The organism is Salinispora pacifica CNR114, from assembly GCF_000514775.1.
GTDB lineage: Bacteria > Actinomycetota > Actinomycetes > Mycobacteriales > Micromonosporaceae > Micromonospora > Micromonospora pacifica.
Window position 1 is genome coordinate 1 of record NZ_AZWO01000030.1, and the last position, 23547, is coordinate 23547.

At 72.2% G+C, this 23547-nt stretch carries 22 protein-coding genes and 1 pseudogene; 11 read left to right on the top strand and 12 right to left on the bottom strand.

Annotation, left to right across the window (positions count from 1 at the left end):
• Positions 1 to 267, top strand: a pseudogene (locus B118_RS28520) (hypothetical protein); the annotation flags it as partial.
• A 264-nt stretch (positions 268 to 531) separates the two neighbouring features.
• Here B118_RS28520 and B118_RS28525 read toward each other — a convergent pair.
• Together B118_RS28525 and B118_RS30645 are read right to left on the bottom strand one after the other, a co-directional pair.
• Positions 532 to 855, bottom strand: coding sequence for a winged helix-turn-helix domain-containing protein (locus B118_RS28525; protein ID WP_238324001.1), 324 nt, complete (start codon positions 853 to 855; stop codon positions 532 to 534).
• Between the two features lie 191 nt (positions 856 to 1046).
• Positions 1047 to 1382, bottom strand: a complete 336-nt coding sequence (locus B118_RS30645) for a GntR family transcriptional regulator (RefSeq protein ID WP_408640403.1) — start codon at positions 1380 to 1382, stop codon at positions 1047 to 1049.
• A 327-nt stretch (positions 1383 to 1709) separates the two neighbouring features.
• On the opposite strand from B118_RS30645, the gene B118_RS0118110 reads away from it, so the two are divergent.
• Positions 1710 to 1976 carry a DivIVA domain-containing protein gene (locus B118_RS0118110; protein ID WP_043541544.1) on the top strand — a complete coding sequence of 89 codons (267 nt, stop codon included), beginning with the start codon at positions 1710 to 1712 and terminating at the stop codon, positions 1974 to 1976.
• 30 nt (positions 1977 to 2006) lie between these two features.
• On the opposite strand, the gene B118_RS0118115 is transcribed toward B118_RS0118110, so the two are convergent.
• Both B118_RS0118115 and B118_RS0118120 read right to left on the bottom strand, forming a co-directional pair.
• A complete protein-coding gene (locus tag B118_RS0118115) occupies positions 2007 to 2906 on the bottom strand; it encodes an ABC transporter permease (RefSeq protein ID WP_018221626.1) in 900 nt (299 codons plus the stop codon).
• Entirely contained in the window at positions 2906 to 5752 is a 2847-nt protein-coding gene (locus tag B118_RS0118120; RefSeq protein WP_028193166.1) for an alpha/beta fold hydrolase, read from the bottom strand. The genes B118_RS0118115 and B118_RS0118120 overlap by 1 nt, the downstream gene beginning before the upstream one ends.
• A 39-nt stretch (positions 5753 to 5791) precedes the next feature.
• On the opposite strand from B118_RS0118120, the gene B118_RS31825 reads away from it, so the two are divergent.
• Complete coding sequence (locus B118_RS31825) at positions 5792 to 5935, top strand: hypothetical protein (RefSeq protein WP_155256563.1); 144 nt, start codon at positions 5792 to 5794, stop codon at positions 5933 to 5935.
• Here B118_RS31825 and B118_RS0118125 read toward each other — a convergent pair.
• Positions 5913 to 6548, bottom strand: a complete 636-nt coding sequence (locus B118_RS0118125) for a class I SAM-dependent methyltransferase (protein ID WP_018812402.1) — start codon at positions 6546 to 6548, stop codon at positions 5913 to 5915. The genes B118_RS31825 and B118_RS0118125 overlap by 23 nt on opposite strands.
• Positions 6549 to 6779: 231 nt before the next feature.
• Between B118_RS0118125 and B118_RS0118130 the strand changes: the two genes are divergently transcribed.
• A complete protein-coding gene (locus tag B118_RS0118130) occupies positions 6780 to 9110 on the top strand; it encodes an AAA family ATPase (RefSeq protein ID WP_028193167.1) in 2331 nt (776 codons plus the stop codon).
• Here the strand turns inward: B118_RS0118130 and B118_RS0118135 are convergent.
• Positions 9104 to 9613 (bottom strand): GNAT family N-acetyltransferase, encoded by a 510-nt coding sequence (locus B118_RS0118135; protein ID WP_026185514.1) that lies wholly within the window; start codon positions 9611 to 9613, stop codon positions 9104 to 9106. The genes B118_RS0118130 and B118_RS0118135 overlap by 7 nt on opposite strands.
• 216 nt (positions 9614 to 9829) lie before the next feature.
• Here B118_RS0118135 and B118_RS0118140 point away from each other — a divergent pair, with 216 nt between their 5' ends.
• Positions 9830 to 10045, top strand: coding sequence for a hypothetical protein (locus B118_RS0118140; protein WP_018218042.1), 216 nt, complete (start codon positions 9830 to 9832; stop codon positions 10043 to 10045).
• A gap of 28 nt (positions 10046 to 10073) precedes the next feature.
• Here B118_RS0118140 and B118_RS0118145 read toward each other — a convergent pair whose 3' ends face one another.
• The 4 genes from B118_RS0118145 to B118_RS0118160 all read right to left on the bottom strand — a co-directional run bounded on the left by B118_RS0118145 (position 10074) and on the right by B118_RS0118160 (position 13635).
• Positions 10074 to 10535, bottom strand: coding sequence for a DUF3263 domain-containing protein (locus B118_RS0118145; RefSeq protein ID WP_018221631.1), 462 nt, complete (start codon positions 10533 to 10535; stop codon positions 10074 to 10076).
• Positions 10536 to 10719: 184 nt separating this feature from the next.
• On the bottom strand, positions 10720 to 11733 hold the full coding sequence (locus B118_RS0118150; protein ID WP_018221632.1) for an ABC transporter permease subunit: 1014 nt from the start codon (positions 11731 to 11733) through the stop codon (positions 10720 to 10722).
• A complete protein-coding gene (locus B118_RS0118155; protein ID WP_272945103.1) occupies positions 11730 to 12707 on the bottom strand; it encodes an ATP-binding cassette domain-containing protein in 978 nt (325 codons plus the stop codon). Before B118_RS0118155 ends, B118_RS0118150 begins: the two co-directional genes overlap by 4 nt.
• A gap of 142 nt (positions 12708 to 12849) precedes the next feature.
• Positions 12850 to 13635, bottom strand: a complete 786-nt coding sequence (locus B118_RS0118160) for a DeoR/GlpR family DNA-binding transcription regulator (RefSeq protein ID WP_018221634.1) — start codon at positions 13633 to 13635, stop codon at positions 12850 to 12852.
• 186 nt (positions 13636 to 13821) lie between these two features.
• Between B118_RS0118160 and B118_RS0118165 the strand changes: the two genes are divergently transcribed.
• From B118_RS0118165 to nagA, 3 genes are read left to right on the top strand one after another with little or no spacing between them, the layout of a single operon-like run.
• Positions 13822 to 14748, top strand: coding sequence for an SIS domain-containing protein (locus B118_RS0118165; RefSeq protein WP_018221635.1), 927 nt, complete (start codon positions 13822 to 13824; stop codon positions 14746 to 14748).
• Positions 14745 to 15722 (top strand): ROK family protein, encoded by a 978-nt coding sequence (locus tag B118_RS0118170; protein WP_018221636.1) that lies wholly within the window; start codon positions 14745 to 14747, stop codon positions 15720 to 15722. The genes B118_RS0118165 and B118_RS0118170 overlap by 4 nt, the downstream gene beginning before the upstream one ends.
• Positions 15719 to 16828: an N-acetylglucosamine-6-phosphate deacetylase gene (gene nagA, locus B118_RS0118175; protein WP_028193168.1), complete on the top strand. Its 1110-nt coding sequence runs from the start codon at positions 15719 to 15721 to the stop codon at positions 16826 to 16828. Before B118_RS0118170 ends, nagA begins: the two co-directional genes overlap by 4 nt.
• 37 nt (positions 16829 to 16865) lie before the next feature.
• Here nagA and B118_RS0118180 read toward each other — a convergent pair whose 3' ends face one another.
• A complete protein-coding gene (locus tag B118_RS0118180; RefSeq protein ID WP_018221638.1) occupies positions 16866 to 18077 on the bottom strand; it encodes a DUF4032 domain-containing protein in 1212 nt (403 codons plus the stop codon).
• A gap of 42 nt (positions 18078 to 18119) precedes the next feature.
• Between B118_RS0118180 and B118_RS0118185 the strand changes: the two genes are divergently transcribed.
• Together B118_RS0118185 and B118_RS0118190 are read left to right on the top strand one after the other, a co-directional pair.
• On the top strand, positions 18120 to 18956 hold the full coding sequence (locus B118_RS0118185; RefSeq protein ID WP_018221639.1) for a phosphatase PAP2 family protein: 837 nt from the start codon (positions 18120 to 18122) through the stop codon (positions 18954 to 18956).
• 312 nt (positions 18957 to 19268) lie between these two features.
• On the top strand, positions 19269 to 19838 hold the full coding sequence (locus B118_RS0118190) for a carbonic anhydrase (protein WP_028193169.1): 570 nt from the start codon (positions 19269 to 19271) through the stop codon (positions 19836 to 19838).
• Positions 19839 to 19931: 93 nt separating this feature from the next.
• Here the strand turns inward: B118_RS0118190 and B118_RS0118195 are convergent, their stop codons facing one another.
• Positions 19932 to 21887 carry a potassium channel protein gene (locus B118_RS0118195; RefSeq protein ID WP_050592832.1) on the bottom strand — a complete coding sequence of 652 codons (1956 nt, stop codon included), beginning with the start codon at positions 21885 to 21887 and terminating at the stop codon, positions 19932 to 19934.
• 113 nt (positions 21888 to 22000) lie between these two features.
• On the opposite strand from B118_RS0118195, the gene B118_RS0118200 reads away from it, so the two are divergent.
• The gene (locus B118_RS0118200; RefSeq protein ID WP_018812392.1) at positions 22001 to 23527 is read left to right on the top strand and encodes an FAD-dependent oxidoreductase; all 1527 of its coding nucleotides are present in this window, start codon (positions 22001 to 22003) and stop codon (positions 23525 to 23527) included.
• Positions 23528 to 23547: the final 20 nt, after the last annotated feature.

Genomic DNA, 23547 nt, shown 5'->3' on the forward strand with positions numbered 1-23547 from the left:
AAGGTCTCGCTGGCCAACGGACTCCTGTACACCTACACCCACCCCTCCGCCGACGAACTGGCGTTCCGTCCCGGCGGCCAGTTGCTTGGACATCCGGACGCGTGGTACCTCACCGCGATCGACGTACACACCGGCGAACGAGTATGGAGCAAACTGGCCGGAGCCGGACCACTTGTCAACAACCACTACGCCCCGATCTCCATCGGACCCGACGGCGCCGCGTACATCGGAGCCGTCGGTGGCCTCATCCGCATCGCTGACAGCTAATACCGTAGCGGCAGTAGGCGAGTCGATTTCGGCTCGCCTACACGATGGGTCGGGCCCGCGCGGACCTGATTGCCGCTCTCCCCGCCCAGGTGCGGTGCCGGCTGTCCGCCGGCACCGCTCGCGGGATAACTCGGCTACTGCCCCCGAAAAATCCACCCGACGCCCGTGGTAGAACGCTTCCGCAGGGCGGAGCGCCGCTGCCGGAGTGCAATCCCAAGTAGGCGACCGCGCCGACGGCCAGGAGAGCATGGCCTGCATGTGGAGCTACTCCGGCAAGCGTTGCGGTAGCGACGGCCCACCCTTACCCGGGCCGAGCACGAGGGAGGGCCACATCACACGTGCTACCTGACCGCACCACCCCAGCTCTGGACGTTCCGAGACGTACGTTCCCTTGCCCTGGTGCCCCTCGACCAATCCACGTTCCCGAAGTATGCGCAGCGCAGTTTGGGCAGTGGTGACACTGATCTTGAAGCGGTCGGCGAACTGCGCGTAGGTCGGCAACTTGTCTCCCGGCGCAAACTCACCCGCTCGAATCTGAGCAGTGATCGAATCCACGACACGAATGTAGTCAGCGGTACGGCGGGACATGCGGGGCGTTCCTCGCGTCGTCGCTCTCCGCTAGCAACTACGCGACCCTGGGCCCTGACTCCGCCCTGGGAACGCGCCATGTCAGCAACTTCGCCCTTGACCGGTCACCTCAATGACAGGCCCCCGCGGCGACCGGGATCAGCGAAACTTGTCATGGACAGCCCGCGAGAGCTCCGCCCGAACCTAGCACCTCAACGATCACTCGCCGGCGGAATGGCCACGAAAACGCCCATTCCCTGCCTACCCAGTAACTCACCAGACTCAATGAGGATATCGACCGCTTTGCGAACAGTGACCGGACTCGTCTCATATTGGTCCGCAAGCTCCCGCGTGCTGGGCAACTTGTCACCAGGCTTGAGGATGCCCGCCTTGATCCGAGCACGAAGGTCATCCCGGATGACTCTCCAAAGCGGGACGGCATGAGGCATAACCTCATCTGACCACTCGCATTTTTGATCATGGTCGACAACCTTGTCTTTACCAGCATTGCTTGTAAAGTGTGCTACTGTCAGCTGCGGATTGAACACGGGCGATAAGAAATGGGGTAACAGTGTGCCTACCCAGGCCGACGACCAGCGGCGGCTGGGCGACCGAGCAGGTGACAGCGCACTCATGCGAGACGTACCCCGGTATTGCTTCCGCCACCGCGCTGCTGGGGCGGAGCGGCGAGGTAGCGCAGACGTGCTGGCTCTGGGCGCCGACACCCCGACCACCAAACGCCCGCTCGCGAACGTGCGCGACGCGGGAAAGGGCCCGGGGCGGGTGCCGGGCTCCGGCCGGTACGCCACGCGCGGACGTGCCGGTCGCCCCCGCCCGCCTCGGCGCCGCCCCCACCCCACCCGACCTGAGAGGACGTGACCGCCATGATCCACCGAGCCCGACGCCTGTTCTCATCCCAGGTTCGCGCCGCGACCTTCGCCCGGCGGCGGTGGCGCGGCTTAGACCCCGAGCAGGTGTACGCCTACCTCGACCGCGTCGCCGACGAGCTGGAACGGCTCACCCGGGAAGCGCGCACCGCTCACACCGAGGGTGAGCTGATCCGGCAGGCGTTGCGGCAGTGGCAGTCCCGACACGCCGACTGCCAGCATGCCGCCACCACGAATGGCCGATGGCACCGCTGAGCACGGTGGACCGATCGCACTCGCGTGCTGCTAGGACACGACGTCCTTGCGGGTGAAGCGCCAGAAGGCCAGGCCCCAGAAGAGCGTCGCGTAGCTGATCGCCGAGATCGCTCCCCGGACCACGTCGTCGGTCTGGATCGGTGTCGACAGCAGACCCAGCCAGGCGGTGCTGTAGTGGGTCGGCAGGAAGGCCCGTAGCACGCCGAGGGCGGTGATCTGGTCGAGGATGCTGGACAGGATCCAGAGCAGCACCGCCCCGCCGACCGCGCCCAACGCGGCGTCCGTGGACACCGACAGCAGCACGGCCAGACCCGCCACCACCAGCAGTACGACGGCCAGGTAGCCGAGCACCGCCAGCAGCCGCAACAGCCCCTCCCCCGGCTCCAGCTGGGCGGCGACCGTGCTGCGTAGCGGCCCCCACCCGTACCGCACGGTGCCGAGCAGCAGCGCGGTGCCGGCGAGCAGGAGCAGCGCCAGCGCCGAGTAGGCGAGCGCCACCAGTAGTTTCACCGCGAGCAGTCGGGCCCGTGGCACCGGCACGGCGAGCAGGTAGCGCAGGCTGCCCCAGCTCGCCTCGCTGGCCACCGTGTCGCCGCAGAAGAGCGCCACCACGACCACCAGCAGGAACGACGCGGAGACAAAGAGGGTGAAGAGAGTGAAGTTCAGCCCGCCGGAGGTAGCGAACTCGACCAGGCTGCCGAACTCGCCACGCCCATTGTCGTCGTCGCCGGAGCCGAACTGGAACGCGATCAGGATGATCAGCGGCAGCAGCACCATGAAGCCCAACGCGAGCTGGGTCCGCCGCCGCGACGCCTGCCGCCGGAACTCGGCCCGCAACGGCAGCGTGGCGAAGGGCCGGTAGCCCGCCGCCGCGCCGGACGGGGTGCCGCCGGAGCCTCCCGCGCCGGGCTCGACCGTCGTCTGCGCCATCATCGATCCCCGCTTCCCCGAGAGTTCTCGCCGACCAGGGCCAGGAACGCGTCCTCCAGGCGCCGCCGGGGCACCACCCGGTCCACCCCGATACCGGCCCGCACCAACTCGGCGACCACCTCGCTGCGGGCAGTGCCGTTGGTGTCCACCACGAGCTGCCCGTCGCCGTCGGGCAGCACCGAGACGCCCGCGAGCCGGTCCAGCACCTCCCGCGCGGCCACCGGGTCGGTGACCTCCAGCAGGACGCTCGGCGACTCGCCGACGATCTCCTCAACCGGGCCGGACGCGACGATCTGCCCCTTGGTCACCACCACCGCGTGGGTGCACGTCTGCTCCACCTCGGCGAGCAGGTGGCTGGAGACCAGCACCGCCCGGCCACCGGTGGCGTACCGCCGTAGGACCCGGCGCATCTCGGCGATCTGCGGCGGGTCCAGGCCGTCGGTCGGCTCGTCGAGCACCAGCAGCTCCGGCAGGCCGAGCATCGCCTGCGCGATCGCCAGCCGCTGCCGCATGCCGTGGCTGTACGTCCGGACCCTGCGGTACACCGAGGTGCCCAGCCCGGCGATCTCCAACGCCTCGTCGAGGTGCGCGTCGGCCCACGGCCGCCCGGTCGCCCGCCAGTACGCCTTCAGGTTGTCCAGCCCGGACAGGTGCGGCAGGAAGCCGGGGCCCTCCACCAGGGCTCCGATCCGGGACAGCACCGGGGCGCCCGGCACCAGCCGGTGCCCGAAGACGTAGACCTCGCCGGTGGTCGGCTGGGTCAGCCCCATCAAGACCCGTAGCGTGGTGGTCTTGCCCGCGCCATTCGGGCCGAGCAGGCCCACCACCTGCCCGGGGTGCACCTCGAAGTCGACGTTGGAGACGGCGACGAAGCCGTCCGCGTACTCCTTGCGCAGTTCCCGGACGGCGAGCGGGACGCCCGCGTACGCCGGGTGGACCCGGCTCTCCCGACGCCGGTGCCGGCGGCGGAGGACGGCGACGACCACGACGAGCCCGACCACGATCGTGGCGAGCAGCCCGGCGAGCACCCAGCGCCAGACGACGGCGTCGGTGGGGATCGGCTCGCTGGCGACCGTGGGGAGGGTGACCGCCCCGCCCGCCAGGGCCACACTGTAGACGGCCGGTTCGACCGGGGTGGCGTACGCCTGGTCGGAGGTCGCCACCACGACCCGCAGCCGGTGCCCGGCCTCGATCCGGCGGACGATCGCCGGCAGCGTGACGGTGACCGGTTCGGCGTCCTCGACGGCCGCCGGTAGCCCCGCCAGCCGGATCGGCGCGACCAACCCGTTCGGTAGGGTCGCTGACCCATCACCGGCAACGTCGTAGAGCTTGACGAAGAGTACGGCCGTGCCGGTCGGGGACGCGGCCCGGATGGAGATGGTCGGCGCGCCGACCACGTCCACCGCCGCCGGCAGCGGCGCGGACTCGAACCGGGCGTGCTGGCCGGGAATGTCCCCGGCGACCCCGTCGAGCAGCGACGAGAGCTCCCCGGCGAAGGGCACCGACGAGATCGCGGCCGGGTTGCCGGCCGGCGGGTTGGCGATTGACTGGGCCGGACCGCTCACCGACACCGGCTGCTGGCCGGTGCCGGTCACGCCCGGGTAGCCGGTGGCGCGGAAGCCGCTGGCGACCAGACCCCGGTCGAGGGCGTCGAACCCGGCGATCCGGGAGAAGGTGAAGTCGTCGGCGGGGGCCGCGCCCTCGCCCTTGACGTAGTGGTCGAGCCACCGCACGGTCAGGTGCCGTACCCGGTCCCGGTCGGACTTCGGGCCGTCGCCGCCGTCGTGCCCGCCGGTGAACCAGGCCACCTGGACCGGGGTGCCGGTCGCGGCGACTTCCCGGGCGTTCGCGTCCGCCTCGGCGAGCGGGAAGAGGGTGTCGGCCGCCCCCTGCACCAGCAGCGTCGGCGCCTCGATCCGGTCGAGTTGCCCGGCCGGGCTGGAACGGCGCAGCAGTGCGACGGCGGCCGGGTCGGCCCGCCCGGTGGTGGCGATCCGCAGGTACGCGGCGCACACGTCGGCGGCGAACCGCCCGCAGGAGGGGTCAACGGCGCCGGCCGTGGTGGCCGCGTTCTCCGGGAGGGAGCCGCCCGGGACGGAACCGCCACCGGGGGCAAGGCCGCCGGCCGGGCCGGAGCCACCGAGGGTGGCGGGGCCGGGGTTGCCGCCGCTGCCGAAGAAGAGCCCGGCCCAGCCCTTCTTGAACACCCCCTGCTCCGGCCCCTCGCCGCTCTGCTCCGGCAGGAAGGAGCGGGCGAGGTCGTTCCAGGTGATCATCGGCACGATCGCGTCGACCCGCTGGTCCCGCCCGGCGAGCAGCAGCGCCAGCGCACCGCCGTAGGAGCCGCCGACCACACCCACCCGCGGGTCCCCGGCGGCGTCGGTGACGACCTCCGGGCGGGCGGCCAGCCAGTCCAGCAGGCGCTGCGCGTCGCGGACCTCGTAGTCCGGGTGGTCCAGGTGGATCTGCCCGCCGCTGCGACCGAAGCCCCGCGCGGTCCAGGTCAGCACCGCGTACCCGCGGCGGGCGAACTCCTCGGCGTCGGCGCGGACCGACTCCTTGGTGCCGCCGAAGCCGTGCCCGAGCAGCACCGCCGGCACCGGGGCGTCGGCGGCCGCGGCGGGGGGCAGATACAGCGTGGTGTCCAGCTCGACCGGCTCGTCGCCGCTCGGCCCGGACCGGACGGTGATCAGCGCCGCCTCGGTGCGCAGGTCCGGCTCGGCGGGCCGGAGGGTCCCGGCGACTCCGGCGGCGAGCAGGACGACGACCACCGCCGCCGCGGCCAGCGCACGCCGACGGGTGGGCAGGGCGCGCCGGATCCACGCGGCCGGTGACGGCGATCTCATGCGGCTCACGCTACGGGGGAAGAGCTGAGGATTGCCTGAGTGAACACAGAACGCACCACTGTCGGCGGAGAGCACCGGGCTGTCGGCGGAGAGCACCGGGCCGTCGGCGGAGAGCACCGGGCCATCGGCGGGCTGGGCGCCGGGCCCGGCGCTGTCGTCGTCAGCGGGTGCGGCGGGCGGTGAGCACGGTGTCGTGGATGGTCACCGGCGTGCCGTCGGGGGTGGTGGCGGCGCGCGGGCGGGCGGCCCGGGTACGCACCTCCCAGTCCCCGGCGGGCAGGTCCTGCGCCAACTCGTCGGCGGTGTAGAACAGGTCGGGCTCCGGCGGTCGGGGCATGGCGGTGTCCAGGTCGCTGGGGTGGTGCCCGACGATCAGCAGGTGGCCGCCCGGGGCCACCCGGGTGGCGAGAGTGGCGAACACCCGTCGCCGCAGCGCCCCGGAGAAGTGCAGGTAGGACGTGGTTACCAGGTCGTAGCGGGGGCCGTCGTCGGGCTGCCAGTCGCAAATGTCCGCCCGCTCCCACCGCAGCCGCCCGGCCAGGGAGGCGGGTACCCGCTCGGCGGCGCGGGCGAGGGCCTGCGCGGAGAAGTCCACACCAGTGACCTGCCAGCCGTTTCCGGCCAGCCAGATCGCGTCCGCACCCTCGCCGCAGCCCACCTCCAGGGCCGTACCCGGGGTGAGGGGGGCAACCTCCGCGACGAGTACGGGGTTCGGGGCGCCGCTCCACACCGGCCCGGCCTCGCTGTATCGCTGGTCCCAGTAGTCAACATTGAAGAGGGCGTCGAAGTCAGTCATCACAGGTTCCTCTCCCGATCACCGGATTACGTGGAAGTGCCACCTTCCGGCAACACGACCCGAACACGCAAAGATCTTTGCCAGACTGGCAAGGCTGGAGGGCGGCGAACCCCGCGCCGAAACCGATCGGCAGCTCCACCGCGACCAGGCTGAACCGGGAACCCGGCCAGGCTGTCGCGCCACCGCGGCGGTTACCGAGACCCCTTCCGCGTACCGGCTAGGGTTCGGTGGGTGGGGGGACCAGAACTCGTACTCACCGCCAGCCGTCAGCCGGCCGCGCGGGACGCCCGACGGGGCATCGTGCGGCTGCACCCGGAGGTGCTCACCGCGCTCGGGATCCGCCCCGGCGACCCGGTCCGGCTGGCCGGTCGGCGGGTCACCGCCGCCCGGGCCGAGGCGAGTGAGCCGGAGGCCACCCCCGGGCTGCTGTACGCCGATGACCTGACCCTGGGCAATCTTGGCCTGCGCGACGGCAGTGAGGTCACCGTCGGCCCCACCCCGGTCACCGCCGCCGCCCGGGTGGTGCTCACCGGCGCACCGCAGGTGGTCGCGGCCATCTCCCCGGAGCTGCTTCGGCTCGCGCTACTCGGCAAGGTGGTCACCACCGGCGACGATGTCTCGCTGCTGCCGCAGGAGCTGCCACCCCCGGAGGCGCTGCCCCCGGCGGTGCTGCCCGACCCGGCGTTACGTGGCCTCCTGACGGCGGCCCGGCAGAGCCTGGCCAACCGGGTCGGCTACGCCTGGACCAGCACCCTGCTCACCGTCACCGCCGCCGCACCGGCGTCGGCGGCGCTGGTCACGATGGAGACGGCCATCGGGTGGGAGCACGGCCCCGCCACCCATGACCTCGCCGCCCACGACCCGGCCACCCACGGCCTGGCGACGTCCGGGGCGCTCTCCCCCGCCGAGGGTATACCCCCGCCCCGGGCCGCCGCGCCCACCGGGGCACGGGATACCGAGCCGACGGAGACAACCGAGCCGGCGGAGACGACCGACCCAACGGCACCCGCGGTGGAGGAGCTACCCGGGCTGCGCGCCCAGGCCGAGGAGCTGACCGAGCTGCTCGACCTCGGCTTCCACCACGGTGCGGTGCTGCGCCGACTCGGCACCACGGTGGCGCTCGGGGTGCTCCTCGACGGCCCGGCCGGGTCCGGCAAGTCCGCGCTCGTGCGCGCGGTCGCCGCCCGGGTCGGTGCGCGCGTTCGGCCGCTCTGGGGGCCGGAGCTCGCCGCGTTGACCAACTCGGCCGCCGCCGAGCGGCTGCGGGCCGCCGCCGCCGCGGTACGCGTCAACGGACCGGCCATCCTGCTGGTCACCGACGTGGAGGCGCTCGCCCCGGCCGCCGCGCCCGGCCCGGTGGCCACCGTCTTCCGCCAGGTGGTGGCCGAGACCGTCGCGGCCGGGACCGCCGTCGTCTGCACCACCAGCCGCCTCGACGCCCTGGACCCCGCCCTGCGTACCCCGGACCTGCTCTCGCTGCGGGTCAGCGTCCCGTTGCCGGACGCCGCCCGGCGCCGGGAGCAGCTCGGGATGCTGACCCGACCGGTGCCGCTGGCCGAGGACGTACGGCTGGACGAGGTCGCCGCGCGTACGCCCGGCTTCGTCGCCGCCGACCTGGCCGCGCTGGTCCGCGAAGCGGGGGTCCGGGCCGCCCTGCGGCAGAAGACGGTGGAGCAGCCCCGCATGACGATGGCCGACCTGCACGCGGCGCTGGCGGTGGTCCGCCCGACCACGATGGCCGCGTCGACCTTGGAGTTGGCGTCGGTGACCCTCGACGACGTGGGGGACCTGGCCGAGGTCAAGCAGACCCTGACCGAGTCGGTGTTGTGGCCCCTCACCTATCCGGACACGTTCGCGCGGCTGGGGGTGCAGCCGCCCCGCGGGGTGCTGCTCTACGGCCCGCCGGGCTGCGGCAAGACGTACCTGGTGACCGCGTTGGCCGGCTCCGGCCGGGCGAACGTGCTCTCGGTGAAGGGCGCCGAGCTGCTGTCGAAGTGGGTGGGCGAGAGCGAGCGCGCGGTGCGCGAGCTGTTCCGCCGGGCCCGCGAGGCCGCGCCGACACTGGTCTTCCTGGACGAGGTGGACGCGCTGGCGCCGATACGCGGCCAGGCCACCGACGGCGGTACGGCCGACCGGGTGGTGGCCGCCCTCCTCACCGAACTGGACGGCGTGGAGTCCTTACGCAACGTGGTTGTGGTCGGTGCGACCAACCGCCCAGACCTGGTCGACCCGGCCCTCCTGCGCCCCGGCCGGATGGAACGGCTGGTCTACGTCCCGCCGCCGGACGAGGCGGGCCGCGCGGAGATCCTGCGGGCGGCGTCGCGCACCGTGCCGCTCGCACCGGAGGTGGACCTCGGCGCGCTCGCCAGCGACCTGGACGGCTTCTCCGCCGCGGACTGCGCGGCGCTGGTCCGGGAGGCGGCGCTCGCCGCGATGCGCGAATCACTCGCCGCGGCGACGGTGACCACCGCCCACGTCGCGGTCGCCCGCACCCGCGTACGCCCCTCCCTGGACCCGGCCCAGGTCACCTGGCTGGCCGAGTACGCGAAGAAACGTCAGTGATCCTTCGGCGTGGCGTCCAGCGACAACTCGGCGTGGACCTGGCCGTTCGCTTCGCGCAGCCGCGCGCCGCAGTTGGTGAGCACGGAGAGCGCACCCCGGTTGTCGGGGGTGGTCGCCGCGACCACCCGGCGCATGCCGGCCGCGGCGGCCTTGTGGAGTAGTTCCCGGAGCGCGGCCGCTCCGATCCCCCGGCCCCGCGCCGAACGCCCCAGCCACAGCCCGGTTTCGACCGCCTCCGGCTCGTCGCAGCGGGTCATCCGGATCACCCCGACGACCTCGCCGGCGGCGAGGACGGCGTACATCCGGGTGCGGGTCGGGCCCGGCAACCCGGCGAAGCTGGCCCGGTGGAACTCGCGGAACGCCTCCCGTCGGGCCTGCGACCAGCCGGCCGGGGCTTCGACCGGCGGCATGACATCGGCCGGATCCGCCTCCGCAGCAGCTACGGAGAGCAACGGTTCGAGGTTGCGTTCACTAACCGGCTCCAACCGCACGTCACCCGCCACGTCCGGCAGTCTGCCGGGCTCATCGGCGAGCGTCCAGCTCAAACGGGGCGGACTGACGATCCGGACGAAGAGATCGGCCAGTTGGCCCTACCCGAATCCTCCTCACCCTCCGTTGCTGAATTCTCCGTCCCGCGCCACCGCAGCAGGTAGCGTCAGCACTGGTGGCCCGCCGGGCTTCCGTGGCACGAGCCGACTTTTGCGACAGGGGGATCGCGGATGTTGCAGCGCCTACACGAGACCGGCCTCCGAGCCGAGCACGCCTACCTCGCGGGTTTCATAAGCATTGGCCTGTCGTTCGGCAGTTGGTTCCTCTCGAAGCATCTGGAGCGGGCGGGCATGGCCCGCGCCGACCGCTGGGGGATCTTCATCGGCGAGTGGGCTCCGACCTTCTTCGCCATCGGCAACGGCCTGCGCATGCACGAAAAGCGCTGACCGCGGGGGCCGGCCGTGGGTCGGCCCCTCAGCGACGTCGGTCGCGGGCTCGGGCCGAGCGCAGGCGACGCAGCCGCCCCACCAGGAGCGGCTCGGCAGCCAGGGCCGCCGGGTTGTCCAGCAACCCGTTCAACAGCTGGTAGTAGCGGGTGGCGGTGCAGCCGAACCGGTCCCGGATGGCCTGCTCCTTGGCGCCCGGATGCCGCCACCACTGCTGCTCGAAGTCGAGGATGTCCCGCTCTCGCTCGGTCAGTCCGGCGGTCGAGCCGAGGGCGCCTCCCGGCGCGGCGTCGCCCGACGACGCACCGCCGTCGGCGTCGGCCAACGCACCGCCGTCGACCCCCGCGACGTCCGGCTCAAGGTCGGCGGAGGCGACGGCCTCCGCCTCGGGCACCGGCCGGGGCGGTGGTACGACGGAGCGCCCGCGCCCGTCGCCAGGTCGCCCGTCGCCGGAGGGTTCGGCGGCGGTCGGGGCGGTGTCGGGCGGCATGACCCTCCTCGCGGGGGCGGTCGGCTCGGTACGGCCGACCCGGGAGTGCCTCAGCCTAGTGCGCCGCTGGGCCAGCCGCACGAGACGGCTGGCCCAGCGGCGGGGCGAGCGGGTTGGCGGGAAGGCTCACCGGACGGCGAGCCGGTCCGGCGGGCGCGGTCCGGGGGGCGCGGTCCGGCGGGCGTCAGGAGATGTCTCGCCGACGTATCGCCCAGCACGCACCGCCGAGGACGAGCACCAGCCCCGCCACGAGCAGCCCGGACGAGTGCTGCCAGGTGAGGGTCAGGGTCTCCGGTTCGCATGGACCGAAGGGGTTGCTCTGGCACAGTTGCCAGTCCCGGAGGACGACCTCCTTCTCCACCCAGGCCTGCACGTAGGTGGGGAGCAACCATGCCTCGATGAACTTCGCTTCGGTCAGGCTGAGCAGCACTCCGAGACCGAACTGCCCGACCACCACCACCCCGACCGCGCCACCCAGCGCCATCGCGGTGTGCCGGCCGAGCGAGGCCAGCCCGAAGCCGAGAGCAGCGGCGACCAGGGCGAGCACCCCGCCACGCAGGCCGGTCAGGGCGAAGGACTGCCAGGCACCGGCGGTCATCCCCTCGGTGCTGCCACGCGTGGTGGCGATCAGCCAGAAACTGCCGAACCAGAGCACCGTCGTGGTCACCGCCAACGCCAGCAGCCCGGTGAGCAGGGCGGCCAGCTTGGTGAGCAGGACAGTCACCCGCTTCGGCCGCCACAACAGCATGGTCATCATGCCGCCGGTGTTCCACTCGGCGCCCACGAACGAGGAGCCGACCACGAAACCGACCAGGGCCAGGATCGCCGCGAGCGCGGTCAGCGTCTGGCCGAAGCTGGCCCGAAAGTCAAAGGTGGTCGGTAGGTACTGTTCCGCCGGGAAGGCGTCCCGGGGTGGGGACGAGATCTGGGAGCAGTCCGCGGGAAAGCGATCCGACTGGTCGCCCTGGGCCGCCGCCTGCTCGCACCCCGCCCGAATCTCTTCGGTCTGCCGCACCTGCTGCTGCCAGTACTGCTCGGCAGCCACCTCGGCCTTGGCCCAGGCCGCGTCGTCGATCTTCTGGTTCGACAGGAAGACCCCGACGGCCACGGTTGCCAACACCGCCAGACCCAGCACGGTCGCCCAGCGGGTTAGGCGCCGCAGCACCAGCCGGCGTAGTTCCGCACGGTAGAGACTCACGCGCCCCACCCTCCTGCGCTGCGCTGACCCACCGTGGCGGGCCGCGCCGACTGGTCGACCTGCCGGCTTTGGCCGGGGGCCGGCGCGGTGGCGGTCAGCTCAAGGAAGACGCTCTCCAGATCGGCGTCGACCCAGGTCAACTCGCTGACGTACAGGCCCTGACCGGCGAGGAGGCGGGTCACCATGGCGGATTCCTCCACCCCGGCGAGCAGCAGGTGGTCCGGTTCCCGGGTGACCCGGAACCCAGCCCGGGTCAGCGCCTCACTCGCGTCCGGCAGGTCGGCCACCGCTTCCAGGCGCACCCGGACGGTGCCGGCCGAGTGGGCCGCCAGCACCTTCTCCACCGGGCCGAACGCGACCCGGCGGCCCATCGAGATGATCGTGACCGAGTCACAGATCAGTTGGATCTCGGCGAGGATGTGGCTGGAGAGCAGCACCGTGGTGTCCGCTTCGGCCAAGTTCCGCATCAACGCCCGCATCTCCCGGATGCCACCCGGGTCGAGCCCGTTGGCGGGCTCATCCAGGATCAGCAGTCGCGGCTCCTTCAGCAGGGCGGAGGCGACGGCCAGCCGCTGCTTCATGCCGAGTGAGTAGGTCTTCACCCGCTCCCGGGACCGGTCGCGCAGCCCCACCAACTCCAGCACCTCGTCGATCCGGGTGGAGCGGACCTGACCCGCGCCGGCCAGCAGGGACAGGGTGTCCCGAGCGGTGAAGTGTGGGAAGAACTGCGGGCTCTCCACGATCGCGCCGACCTGACCGGCGACCGCGGACAGTTCGGCCGGGACCTCGTGCCCGAGCAGTCTCATCCGGCCGCCATCGGGCCGGATGAGACCGAGCAGCGTACGGAGGGTGGTCGTCTTACCTGAACCGTTCGGGCCGAGGAAGCCGTGCACCTGGCCCGCCTCCACCCGCATGTCGAAGCCGTCGAGCGCGTTGCGGGTGCCGCGCCTTCGGCTTCGATAGGACTTTTGCAGACCTGCTATCTCCAGGACAGCCGTCAAGCTGCACCTCCCCCGTTGGCGGCACTCACGTCACAATACGTGGTACTACCCTTTGCACAATACCCAATCCGTGCATCGCGGCGGAAAGCGGCGAAAGAAGAGTTGGTCGTGCGAGTCAGGCACAGACCACCCGCACGCCAGCGGCGCGGAAGGCGGCGACCACCTCGGGCGCCGCACCCGAGTCGGTGACCAGGGTCTCCATCCGGTCCACCGGACAGATCCGGGCAAAGGCGTGGCCACCCAGCTTGGAGGAGTCGGCGATCACCACCACCCGCTTCGCCCGCGCCACCATCAGGCTGTTCATCGCCGCTTCCCCCTCGTGGTGGGCGGCGGCACCGAGCTGCGGGTCAACCGCGTCCACCCCGAGCAGGGCCACATCCAGGGTGACCTCCCGCAGCAGGGCCCCACCCAGCGGGCCGACCAGCTCGAATGACTTGGGTCGCACCACCCCACCGGCCACCACGACCTTCATCCGGGACCGCACCAGCAGCTCGTTGGCGATGTTGAGGGCGTTGGTGACCACGGTGAGCTGGGCACCCTCGGCATTGGTGTTCAGATCCGGCCGTACGGCCAGCGCTCGTGCCACCTCGGTGCTGGTGGTGCCGCCGTTGAGGCCGACCACCGTGCCCGGGGACACCAGCGCCGCGGCAGCCGCGCCGATCCGCTGCTTCTCGGCCGAGTGCTTCGCGGACTTGTACCGCAGCGGCAGGTCGTACGAGACGCCGTTGGCGACCGCCCCACCCCGGGTACGCGTGATCATCTGCTGCTGGGCGAGCTGGTCGAAGTCCCGACGGATGGTGGCCTGCGAGACGGCCAGACGCTCGGCGGCCCCCTCGACACTGACCCGACCGCTGTCGGTCAGCATCTCAAGCAGGGCGTTCCATCTCGCGTACCGGTCCACCCCGAACCCTCCAGCGGCTGCACGATTGGTGATTGTGCGTGCACACTAGTGCGCGAAACTAGGTAAAGGCAACGCCGGTTCTGCTCGATCCTCGGCCTGGTTGCCACCGCCACCCGAATCGGCGCACAATAGCGCGCGAAAGCCGGGCCTAACGAGCCAAATTGCGCACGTTCTGGAGAACCCCTGATGTCGTACGTCGACATGGAGATCGCGACTCAACCCGACTGCTGGCGGACCGCGGCACGGCTGGCCACCTCGGTAGCCGAGCTGCCCCAGCCCGGCGAGCGAGTCGCCGTCGTCGGATGCGGCACCTCCTGGTTCATGGCGATGGCCTACGCCGCCCGCCGCGAGCACGTCGGCCACGGCGAGACCGACGCCTTCCAGGCCAGTGAATTTCCCACCGGCCGCCGCTACGACCGGCTGATCGCGATCACCCGCTCCGGCACCACCACCGAGGTGACCGAGCTGCTCGCCGCGCTCCGCGGAGTGCTGCCCACCACCGTCCTGGTCGGTGACCCCGCCGCCCTCGCCGCCGATCTGGCCGACGCCACGGTGCCGTTGGCCTTCGCCGACGAACGCGCGGTGGTGCAGACCCGATTCGCGACGACCGCGCTGGCCCTGCTCCGCGCCCACCTGGGCGACAACATCCCCGCGCTCTCCGCCGACGCCGAGGTGGCGGTACGCGCCCCCCTACCGATCGACCCCGCCCAGATCGAACAGGTCACCTTCCTCGGCCGGGGGTGGACCGTCGGATTGGCCCACGAGGCGGCGCTGAAGTGCCGCGAGGCCGCCACCTTCTGGGCCGAGGCCTACCCAGCCATGGACTACCGGCACGGCCCGATCTCCGTCGCCGCACCGGGCCGACTGGTCTGGGCCTTCGGTGACCTGCCCGCGGGGCTTGCGGAGGATGTGGCGGCCACCGGTGCCGCCTTCGTCCACAGCCGCACCCACGGGTGCCGCAGCGTGATCGGAAACTGGGCCGCCGGTCGCACACCGCTGGACCCGATGGCCGACCTGATCCTGGCGCAGCGCTTCGCCGTCACGCTCGCCACCAGCCGTCGCCTCGACCCCGACGCGCCGCGGCACCTCGCCCGCTCCGTGGTGCTGGCATGAGCAGCGGGGAGCCGGGCGGGAAGCTGAGCGCTCCGGACGGCGCACCCGACCGGAAGCAGGTCGTGGTCGCGATCGATGTCGGCGGCAGCGGAATGAAGTGTGCCCTGGTCCACCGAGACGGCACCGCCGCGCGCACCGAACACCACCCGACCCAGGCCGCCCGTGGTTCGGCGGCCGTGGTCGACACCATCCTCGACGTGGCCGACGGCCTGGCGGACACCGCCCGCCGCGAAGGGCTCACTCCGGTGGCGCTCGGCCTCGCCGTCCCCGGCGTCATCGACGAAGCAGCGGGGGTGGCGATCTGGTCGTCCAACGTCGGCTTCCGCGACGTGCCGCTGCGGGCCCTGGCCACGACCCGGCTCGGGATACCGGCGGTGCTCGGCCATGACGTCCGCGTCGGCGGCATCGCCGAAGCGCGCCTCGGCGCCGGCCAGAACGACCGACACGTCCTCTTCGTCGCCATCGGCACCGGCATCGCCGCCGCCCATGTGATCGACGGAACGGCTGCCGCCGGCGCGCACGGCGCTGCCGGGGAGCTCGGCCACATCCTGGTCCGTCCCGGCGGTCCGCGCTGCGGCTGCGGGCAGGCCGGTTGTCTGGAGGCGGTCGCGTCCGCCGCAGCGGTCGCCCGCCGCTACGCGGAGCTGACCGGCAGCACACCAGGGCCGAGCGCGGCCGAGGTGGCCGCCCGCGCCGCCGCCGGCGATCGGCTGGCCCAGCAGGTCTGGACGGAGGCGGTCGCGGCCCTCGCCGACGGGCTCGCCACCGGCCAGGCGCTCTTCGACGTCGAGACGGTCGTGCTCGGCGGCGGGCTGGCCCGGGCCGGCGCCCAACTGCTCGACCCGCTGCGGGCCGCGCTGCACGACCGGATGACCTTCCACCGCGAGCCACGGCTGGTCCCGGCGGCCCTCGGCGCCGAGGCGGGCTGCCTCGGCGCCGCCCTACTCGCCCTCGACAGCCTGGAGAAGCGATGACGGTACGGGTGACCGGTAGGGTGGTGACCCCCGCCGGGGTGATCCGCCAGGGCTGCGTAGAGATCAACAACGAGCAGATCACCGCGGTCGCCGAGTACCCGTCCGGGCGGGACGGGCACTGGATCCTCCCCGGGTTCGTGGACATCCACACCCACGGCGGCGGTGGACACACCTTCACCACCGGAGACCCCGACGAGGCCCGGGCCGCCACCGGCTTCCACCTCCGGCACGGCACCACCACCCTGCTGGCCAGCCTGGTGAGTTCGCCGTTCGAGCTGATGCGCGCCGCCACCACCGCCTATCGGCCACTGGTCGCCGAGGGGGTGCTCGCCGGGATTCACTTCGAGGGCCCGTACCTCTCCGCGGCCCGTTGCGGGGCGCAGAACCCGGCGTACCTGCGCGACCCCTCCACCGCGGAGCTGACCGAGCTGCTGCAGCTGGGCCAGGGGACGATCCGGATGGTCACCCTCGCCCCGGAGCGCGAGGGAGCGACCGCGGCGATCAAGCTCCTCGCCGCCCAGGGCGTGGTCGCGGCGATCGGCCACACCGATGCCACGTACCAGCAGACCCAGGCCGCCGTCGCCGCCGGCGCGAGCGTCGCCACCCACCTGTTCAACGCGATGCGCCCGGTGCACCACCGGGAGCCGGGGCCGGTGATCGCCCTGCTGGAAGCTCCCACCGTGGTCTGCGAACTGGTCGCCGACGGAGTACACCTACACGACGGAATGCTCGCCTTCGCCACCACCACCGCCGGTGTGGAGCGGACCGCCCTGGTCACCGACGCGATGGCCGCCGCCGGCCAGCCCGACGGCGAGTACGAGCTGGGCGGACAGCGGGTCACGGTGACTGCCGGCGTGGCCCGGCTCGCCAGCGACGGGCCGGTCGCCGGCAGCACGCTGACGATGGATGCCGCCTTCCGGAACGCGGTCGCCACCGGGGTCGCCGTCCCGGAGGCCGCCCGGATGGTGGCCACCACGCCCGCCCGGGCGATCGGTCTCGGCGATCGGGTCGGCGCCCTCCAGCCGGGTCTCCGAGCGGACCTGGTGGTGCTCGGAGACGACCTGAACGTCGTCCGGGTGATGCGCGCCGGCACCTGGCTGGACTGACCGGGCCGCGTCGGTCCACGGCGGCGCGCGCCGCCAGTCAGCCCGGGGGCGAGATCTCCACCCCGAGCACCGCCTGCTCGTCGGGGCGGTGCGCCAGCACGTCCCCGAGGTACGACTGCACCGCCGGGGCCATGCCGACGTCCCGGCCGGCCCGCTGGGAGAGCAGCCACTTGTGCTCGATGATCTGCGCGAAGATCTCCTGGGGTTCCAGCTTGCGGCGCAGGTGCGCTGGCACGGCGCGGACCACCGGCTCGAAGACCTCGGTCAGCCAGCGGTGTGCCGCCTGCTGCTCATCGACCAGGTCGCTCTCGGCCCGGTAGGCGTCCAGGTCGTTGAGGAGCCGACGCGCCTGGTTCTCCTCCGCGTCCAGACCGGTGAGGCGAAGCAGCCGCCGGGTGTGGTAGCCGGCGTCCACCACCTTCGGCCGCACCAGATACCGCCCGTTGTCGATCGTCGACACGGCGATCTCGGCCACGTCGAAACCCAGCTCGTTGAGCCCGCGGATCCGGCCCTCGATGTCGTGCCGAGCCTCCCGCTCGATCTGCTGCTCGTAGGTGATCTCATGCCACAGCCGCTCGTACCGCTGTACGACCTCCTCGCACACCACGGCCGGGTCGATCGACTCGTGCAGCAGCCCGGCCGCCTGTAGATCCAACGCCTCACCGAAGATGTTCACCCGGGCGATCTCCAGGTCCTCACCGCGCTGCCCGTTCGACAACGAGCGGTGCAGCACCCCGGTCTCCGCGTCCACCAGGTAGGCCGCGAACGCGCCCGCGTCCCGACGGAAGAGGGTGTTCGACAGCGAGCAGTCGCCCCAGAAGAAGCCGGTCAGGTGCATCCGGACCAGCAGCGCGGCCAACGCGTCGAGGAGTCGCTCCATCGTCTCCGGCCGCAGCGTGTGCGAGAAGAGCGCCCGGTAGGGCAGGGAGAACTGGAGGTGCCGGGTGATCAACACCGGGTCCAGCGGTTCCCCGGCTTCGGTCTGCCGGTCGGCGACGATCGCCACCGCCTCCACCGTTGGGAAGTCGATCCGTTCCAGGGCCCGCAGCAGGTCGTACTCCCGCTCGGCCACCCGCTCGCCGGTCTCCTTGACCGCGTACACGTAGCCGCCGAGCCGAACGAACCGGACCACGTGCCGAGAGATGCCCTGCGGCAGCGCCACCAGGTGCTGCGCCGGCCACTCCACCAGCGGGGTCGACCAGGGCAGGTCGAGTAGCGCCGGGTCTACGAGAGCCGAGGTGATCCGCACGCACTCCAGTTTGCGCCCTCACCCGCCGGAACGCCTCCCCGCGTGGTTTGGCACACAGCCACCCGAACCGGGCCGGGGGCCGAACGGGCCGGTAGCGTGGCCGAGATGCGGCAGGCAATGACCCGGTGGCGAGCGGTACGGCTCCGGCCGGTCCGCCCGGCCGGCTGGTGGTTCGACGGGCTGCTCCTCGCCGGTCTGGTGGCCCTGACCACCGCCCTCGCCGCCGACCACCTCTTCGGCCTCGACCGGGCGGTGGCCGACTGGTCGGACGCGCACCGCCCGGCCGCCGCGTACTGGGCCGCCCTCATCCTCAACTACCTCGGCCAGGGCGGCCCACTGACCCTGACCGCCGTCGGGCTCGGCGTTCTGCTCGCCGTACGACTCCGCTCCGCCCGCCCACTGCTGCCACCGGTCGCCGGGTTCATCCTGATCAACCTTGTCGTCGGCGGACTCAAGGTGACGACGGCCCGGCCCGCGCCCAGCGCGAGCGGGAAAGAGCCCTTCCTCGCGCCGGAGCAGACTCTGCCGCTCTTCCAGCACGAGTTGGCGCTGCAGTTCACCCGCTCCTACCCGTCCGGGCACGTCGTCAACACGATCATCTGGTGGGGCGTGATCGTCCTGCTCCTCGCCCGGTTGCTGGAGACATACGGGCGCACGTTGCCACCTCGGCTCGCCGTCGCGGCGCGGGTCGTCCCGCCCCTGGTGGTGTTCGCCACGACCATGTACCTGGGCTGGCACTGGCTGACGGACTCGATCGCCGGGCTGCTCCTCGGCCTCCTGCTGGACCGGGTGCTGCACCGGGTGCCCTGGGATGACGTGCCGCTGCCCCGGCGGATCGACCAGGACCGTCGGCGGCGGACCTCCGAGCGCGCGAACTGACTCGGACCGCTGTCGCGTGGGTCGAGGGCGTGGAGCTGCTCAACACCCGAGTGACATCGCCTATTGTGTCCGCTTCTGGGAGCTTCGACGTATAATTCCCCTGGTCAAGGGTGAGAGTATGGCTATGAATAAGTTCAGGGGAAATTAATGAATAGAGTGGTACGCCCGAATCGGCGGGCGTTGCTCTCCAGCGCGCTCGTCGGCACGGTGGCCGCGCTCGCGGGCTGCTCATCGACGGAGGCGCAGACGCCAACGACCAGCGCCTCCCCCGAAGCGCCACCCACCACACCCAAGGCAGCACTCGAACGGCTGATGGAGGGCAACCAGCGGTGGGCACAAGGCGACCCGCAGGCCCCCAACCGGGACCCGGCCCGGCGTCAGGCCGTAGCCCAAGAGCAGAAGCCCTTCGCGGCGGTCCTCTCCTGCATTGACTCGCGAGTGCCACCGGAGCTCATCTTCGACGTCGGCCTGGGCGACCTCTTCGTGACGCGCACCGGCGGCGAGGCGGTTGGCCCGGTGGTCACCGGTTCTGTCGAATTCGGGCCCCTGACCAGCGGCACTCCGCTCATCGTCGTCCTCGGTCACCAACGTTGCGGCGCCATCAAGGCGGCGTACGCCTCCCTTCATGACGGCGAAACGCTGCCCGGCAACCTGCCGGAGGTCGTCACCGCCCTGCAGCCGGCGTACGAACAGGTAGCCGCCGCGGAGGGCAACGACCCGATCGATGCCATGATCCGTGCCCAGATCGAGTTGGCCGCGAACGGCCTGCGTTCCAGCCCGGACCTCGGCCCACTCGTGGCGAAGCAGGACCTCGCCATCGTCGGCGCCTATTACTCCCTCGACACCGGTGCCGTCGAGGTCCTCAGCGGCGCACCCTCCTGACCAGCCGAACGGTGACCGAACAACACTGGCCCCGGCCTGCGGCATGGGCATCAGGGGCTTCTCCCTGGTGCTGGCGCCCTTCCGAGATCTGGGCTAATCGGCAGGGTCGGGTTGTTGACCAACCGAACCGTCCTGCTCCCCCGCTCGGGGCAGGGGCGGGCCGCCCGGGGGCAGTACGGCCTCCGGAGACGAGCCACCCGGGGGCAGTACGGCCTCCGGAGACGAGCCACCCGGCGGCAGTGCGGCCCCCGGGAACGAGCCACCCGGGGGCAGTGCGGCCTCCGGAGACGAGCCGGCCGGGGGTCCGGGAACCTCTGCATCGAGCGGGCCGGCCGCACGGAGCAGGGCGTTCAGCCCGGCCCGGCGGGCAACCACCGTCAACCGGTCCCCGGCCATGATCACTAGCCGGTGGTCGAACTCCCACTCGTACCGCTGGCCGGAGCGGGCATGGGCGAGGAGCCGGACGCTCCCCGCGCGACCAACGGCGGCGAGCGGCTGACCTTCGAGTGCGGAGCCGGCGGCTACCGGGACCTCGGTGACCAACAGGGCGTGCCGGCCAACCGAGATGGTGGCGATGACGGCACGGTCCAGCAGGGCGCCGGCGAACGACGGCGCCGCCAGGTACGACACGCTCCGCGAGACACCGATACCGAAGGACCGTTGGACGCGCTCGGCGAAATGCCCATCAAAGAGCCGCAGCACCACCTGAACATCGTCGTTGAGAGAGCGGGCGGTCAGCGCGGCCCGCAGGTTCACCCCGTCGTCGGTGGAGACCACGACGAGGGCCTGGCAGGTAGCTACCGAGGCGGCACGCAGGGTCTCCTCGGCGGAGGCGTCCCCCACCACCAGCGGCACACCGAGCCGCCGGGCCAGCGACGCACCGCGCGCCTCCGGGTTCTTGTCGATAGCGACCACCTCGACGCCGAAGTCGCGGAGTTGGGCGGTCACCCGCATCCCGATGTTGCCGAGGCCGACCACGACCACGTGCCCGGCACGGTCGGTCAGGGGCCGCCCGGAGTGCAGCGCCAGCCGGGCGTTGACGAGACCGTCCACCACCACAGCGGTGATCAACGGAATCAGGGCCAGCCCGGAGAGATTGAGGACCACCTGGAGGACCTGTTCGCCGAGCGGCTTGGCGGCGTCCGGGTCCTGCCCGCTCAGGGCGGTGACCAGGGTCAGGTAGAGCGCCTCCCCCCAGCTCACCTCGGCGGTGCTGGCGTAGAGGCCGCCGAGCACGACGATCACCGCCAGCAGCACCAACACGGCGATGCCGATCCGACGGGTGGCGAAGCCGCGGACCGCCCGGAGCAGCATCGTGGCCGGCCGGCGCCACCGCCGGGCCCGGCGCAGTCGGCGTGCTGCCACCTCGGTTCCCGGTGGCGTACCGGCCGCCCCGGCGAGCACCACGTCGGCGGCGGTCGCGTCCGCGGGCAGGACCCGAACCTCCCGCGGATCGCGGGTATCCGCCACCGGGCAGACGATGTCCTCGTCGCGAAGATCGACGCGGCGGGCCACATAGAGGGTCCGGCCGCCGTGTCGGAAGTGAGCCGGCGCGACCTCACCCAGCGCGGCGGCGACAAAGGCAGGGGCCGCCATCGCGGCGTCGGAGAGCACCGCCGAGTCGGGGAAGATCTGTCGCACCCCGTTGGCCAGGCTGGTGTTGAACATCCGCACCACCAACCGCAGGCTCGGCTGGACCTCCTGTGCGCAGAGCGCGGCGTGCATGTTGCCCACATCGTCTTGGTGCAGCAACGCCAAACCCTCGGCCCGGTCCAGCCGGGCCTCGCGAAACGTCACCTCGTCGAGCCGGTCAGCCCGGATGACCTCGATGCCGTCGAGATCTCGACCGTCCGGGCTGTCCGTCCGCTGCCGCCTGGGCACCACCAGCGTGATCCGGATCCGGGTCAGCTGCGGCTCGGTGCCGAGCAGTGACTTGACCACCCAGTACGCCAGGGCGTCGTGGCCACAGACCACGTAGTGGGTCCAGGGGTCGTTGTTGCCTCGGAGCCGCCGCCCGGTCCACCACGCACGATCGAAGGGCCCCGTCATGTGGCGCATCGTAGACAGCCGGCACCCCTCGCGCAGCCCATCGATCACGATCGTGACGGATCAGTAGCGCGAGTCCAATCTCCACCCCGGTCCGACTCCGGCAAACTGGGACGATGACGCTGTCGCAACTGGCGGGTCGGCTGCTCGGCGTCCGCGAGCAGGTGGTGGAGCAGGGCGGTGGGGGCCCGTCGCGCGTACCGCGCCCCGCACCGACCGTGGTGGTCGGCGGCGGAATCGCCGGCATGTCCGCAGCGGTGGTGCTGGCCGAACGGGGAGTGCCGGTCACCGTCCTGGAGGCCGCCCCCACCATCGGCGGACGGCTCGGCGCGTGGCCGGAGGCGTCGCCCGACGGCACCCGGACCAACGAACACGGGTTCCACGCCTTCTTCCGCCAGTACTACAACTGGCGAAACATCCTCCGCCGGGTCGACCCGACGCTGGGCTTCCTCCGGCAGATCCCGCGCTACCCGGTCCTGTCCGCGCGCTGGCCGACCGAGGAGTTCGGCAAGCTGCCGCCCGCGGCGCCAGCGAACCTGCTCGCCCTTCTGCTCCGCAGCCCCAGCCTGCGCCTGCGGGACCTACGCGCGATGAACCGAGACGCCGCGCTGCCGTTGCTCAGCTACGACCCGATCCAGACGTACGCCGAGTTCGACGACACCACCGCCGACGCCCTGCTCACCTCGCTCCGGCTGCCGGACCGAGCCCGGGCGATGCTCTTTGAGGTCTTCTCCCACTCGTTCTTCAACCACGAAGCGGAGATGTCCGCCGCCGAAATGATCGCCCAGTTCCACTTCTACCTGCTGGGCAACCCGGAAGGGCTGGCCTTCGACTGCCCCACGGCGGACTACGCGACCTCGATCTGGCAGCCCCTCACCCGGCACCTCGAACAACACGGCGGCCGGATCATCACCGAGGCCGCGGCCACCGGGCTGCACCGCGACGCCGCCGGCTGGCAGGTGGTGAGCGCCGCCGGCGCGTACGAGGCCCGGCACGTCGTGCTCGCCGTCGACCCACCGGCCCTCGCGGCGCTGGTCGCGGCCTCCCCCATCCTCGCCGAAGCCGCCCCCGACCTGGTAGCGCGAATGCCCGCGTTCGGCCGACCCGGTCCGCCGTACGCGGTGGCCCGCTACTGGTGTGCCGGGGATGTGGATCCCGGGCGGGCCGTCTTCAGCGGGGTCTCCCGGCAGCCCACCCTCGACTCGGTGACGCTCTACCACCGGCTGGAGGCGGAGTCCCGCCGCTGGGCGGCGCGCAACGGCGGCGCGGTGGTCGAGTTGCACGCGTACGCCTGCGAGCCGGACGTGCCCGCCGAGGAACTGGCCGAACGGATGTGGCGCGAGCTGAGGCCCCTCTGGCCGGAGGCGGGGCGGCTGCGGATCCGTGAGCTGCGGGCCCGGGTGGAGGCCCAGGCGCCCGCGTTCCCGCCCGGCGGCCACGCGGAGCGGCCCGGCGTCCGCACCGACGCCGCCCGGCTCTACCTGGCCGGCGACGGCATCCGCACCGACTTCCCCAGTGCGCTGATGGAGCGCTCCGCCGCCACCGGCATCCTCGCGGCCAACCACATCCTGCGGGACGAGGGCGGCGCGACCGAGCCGGTCCACTCGATCCGCCCTCGGGGCCTGCTCGCCCGAGGGCACTGATCGGGCGGGGGCGCCCAAGC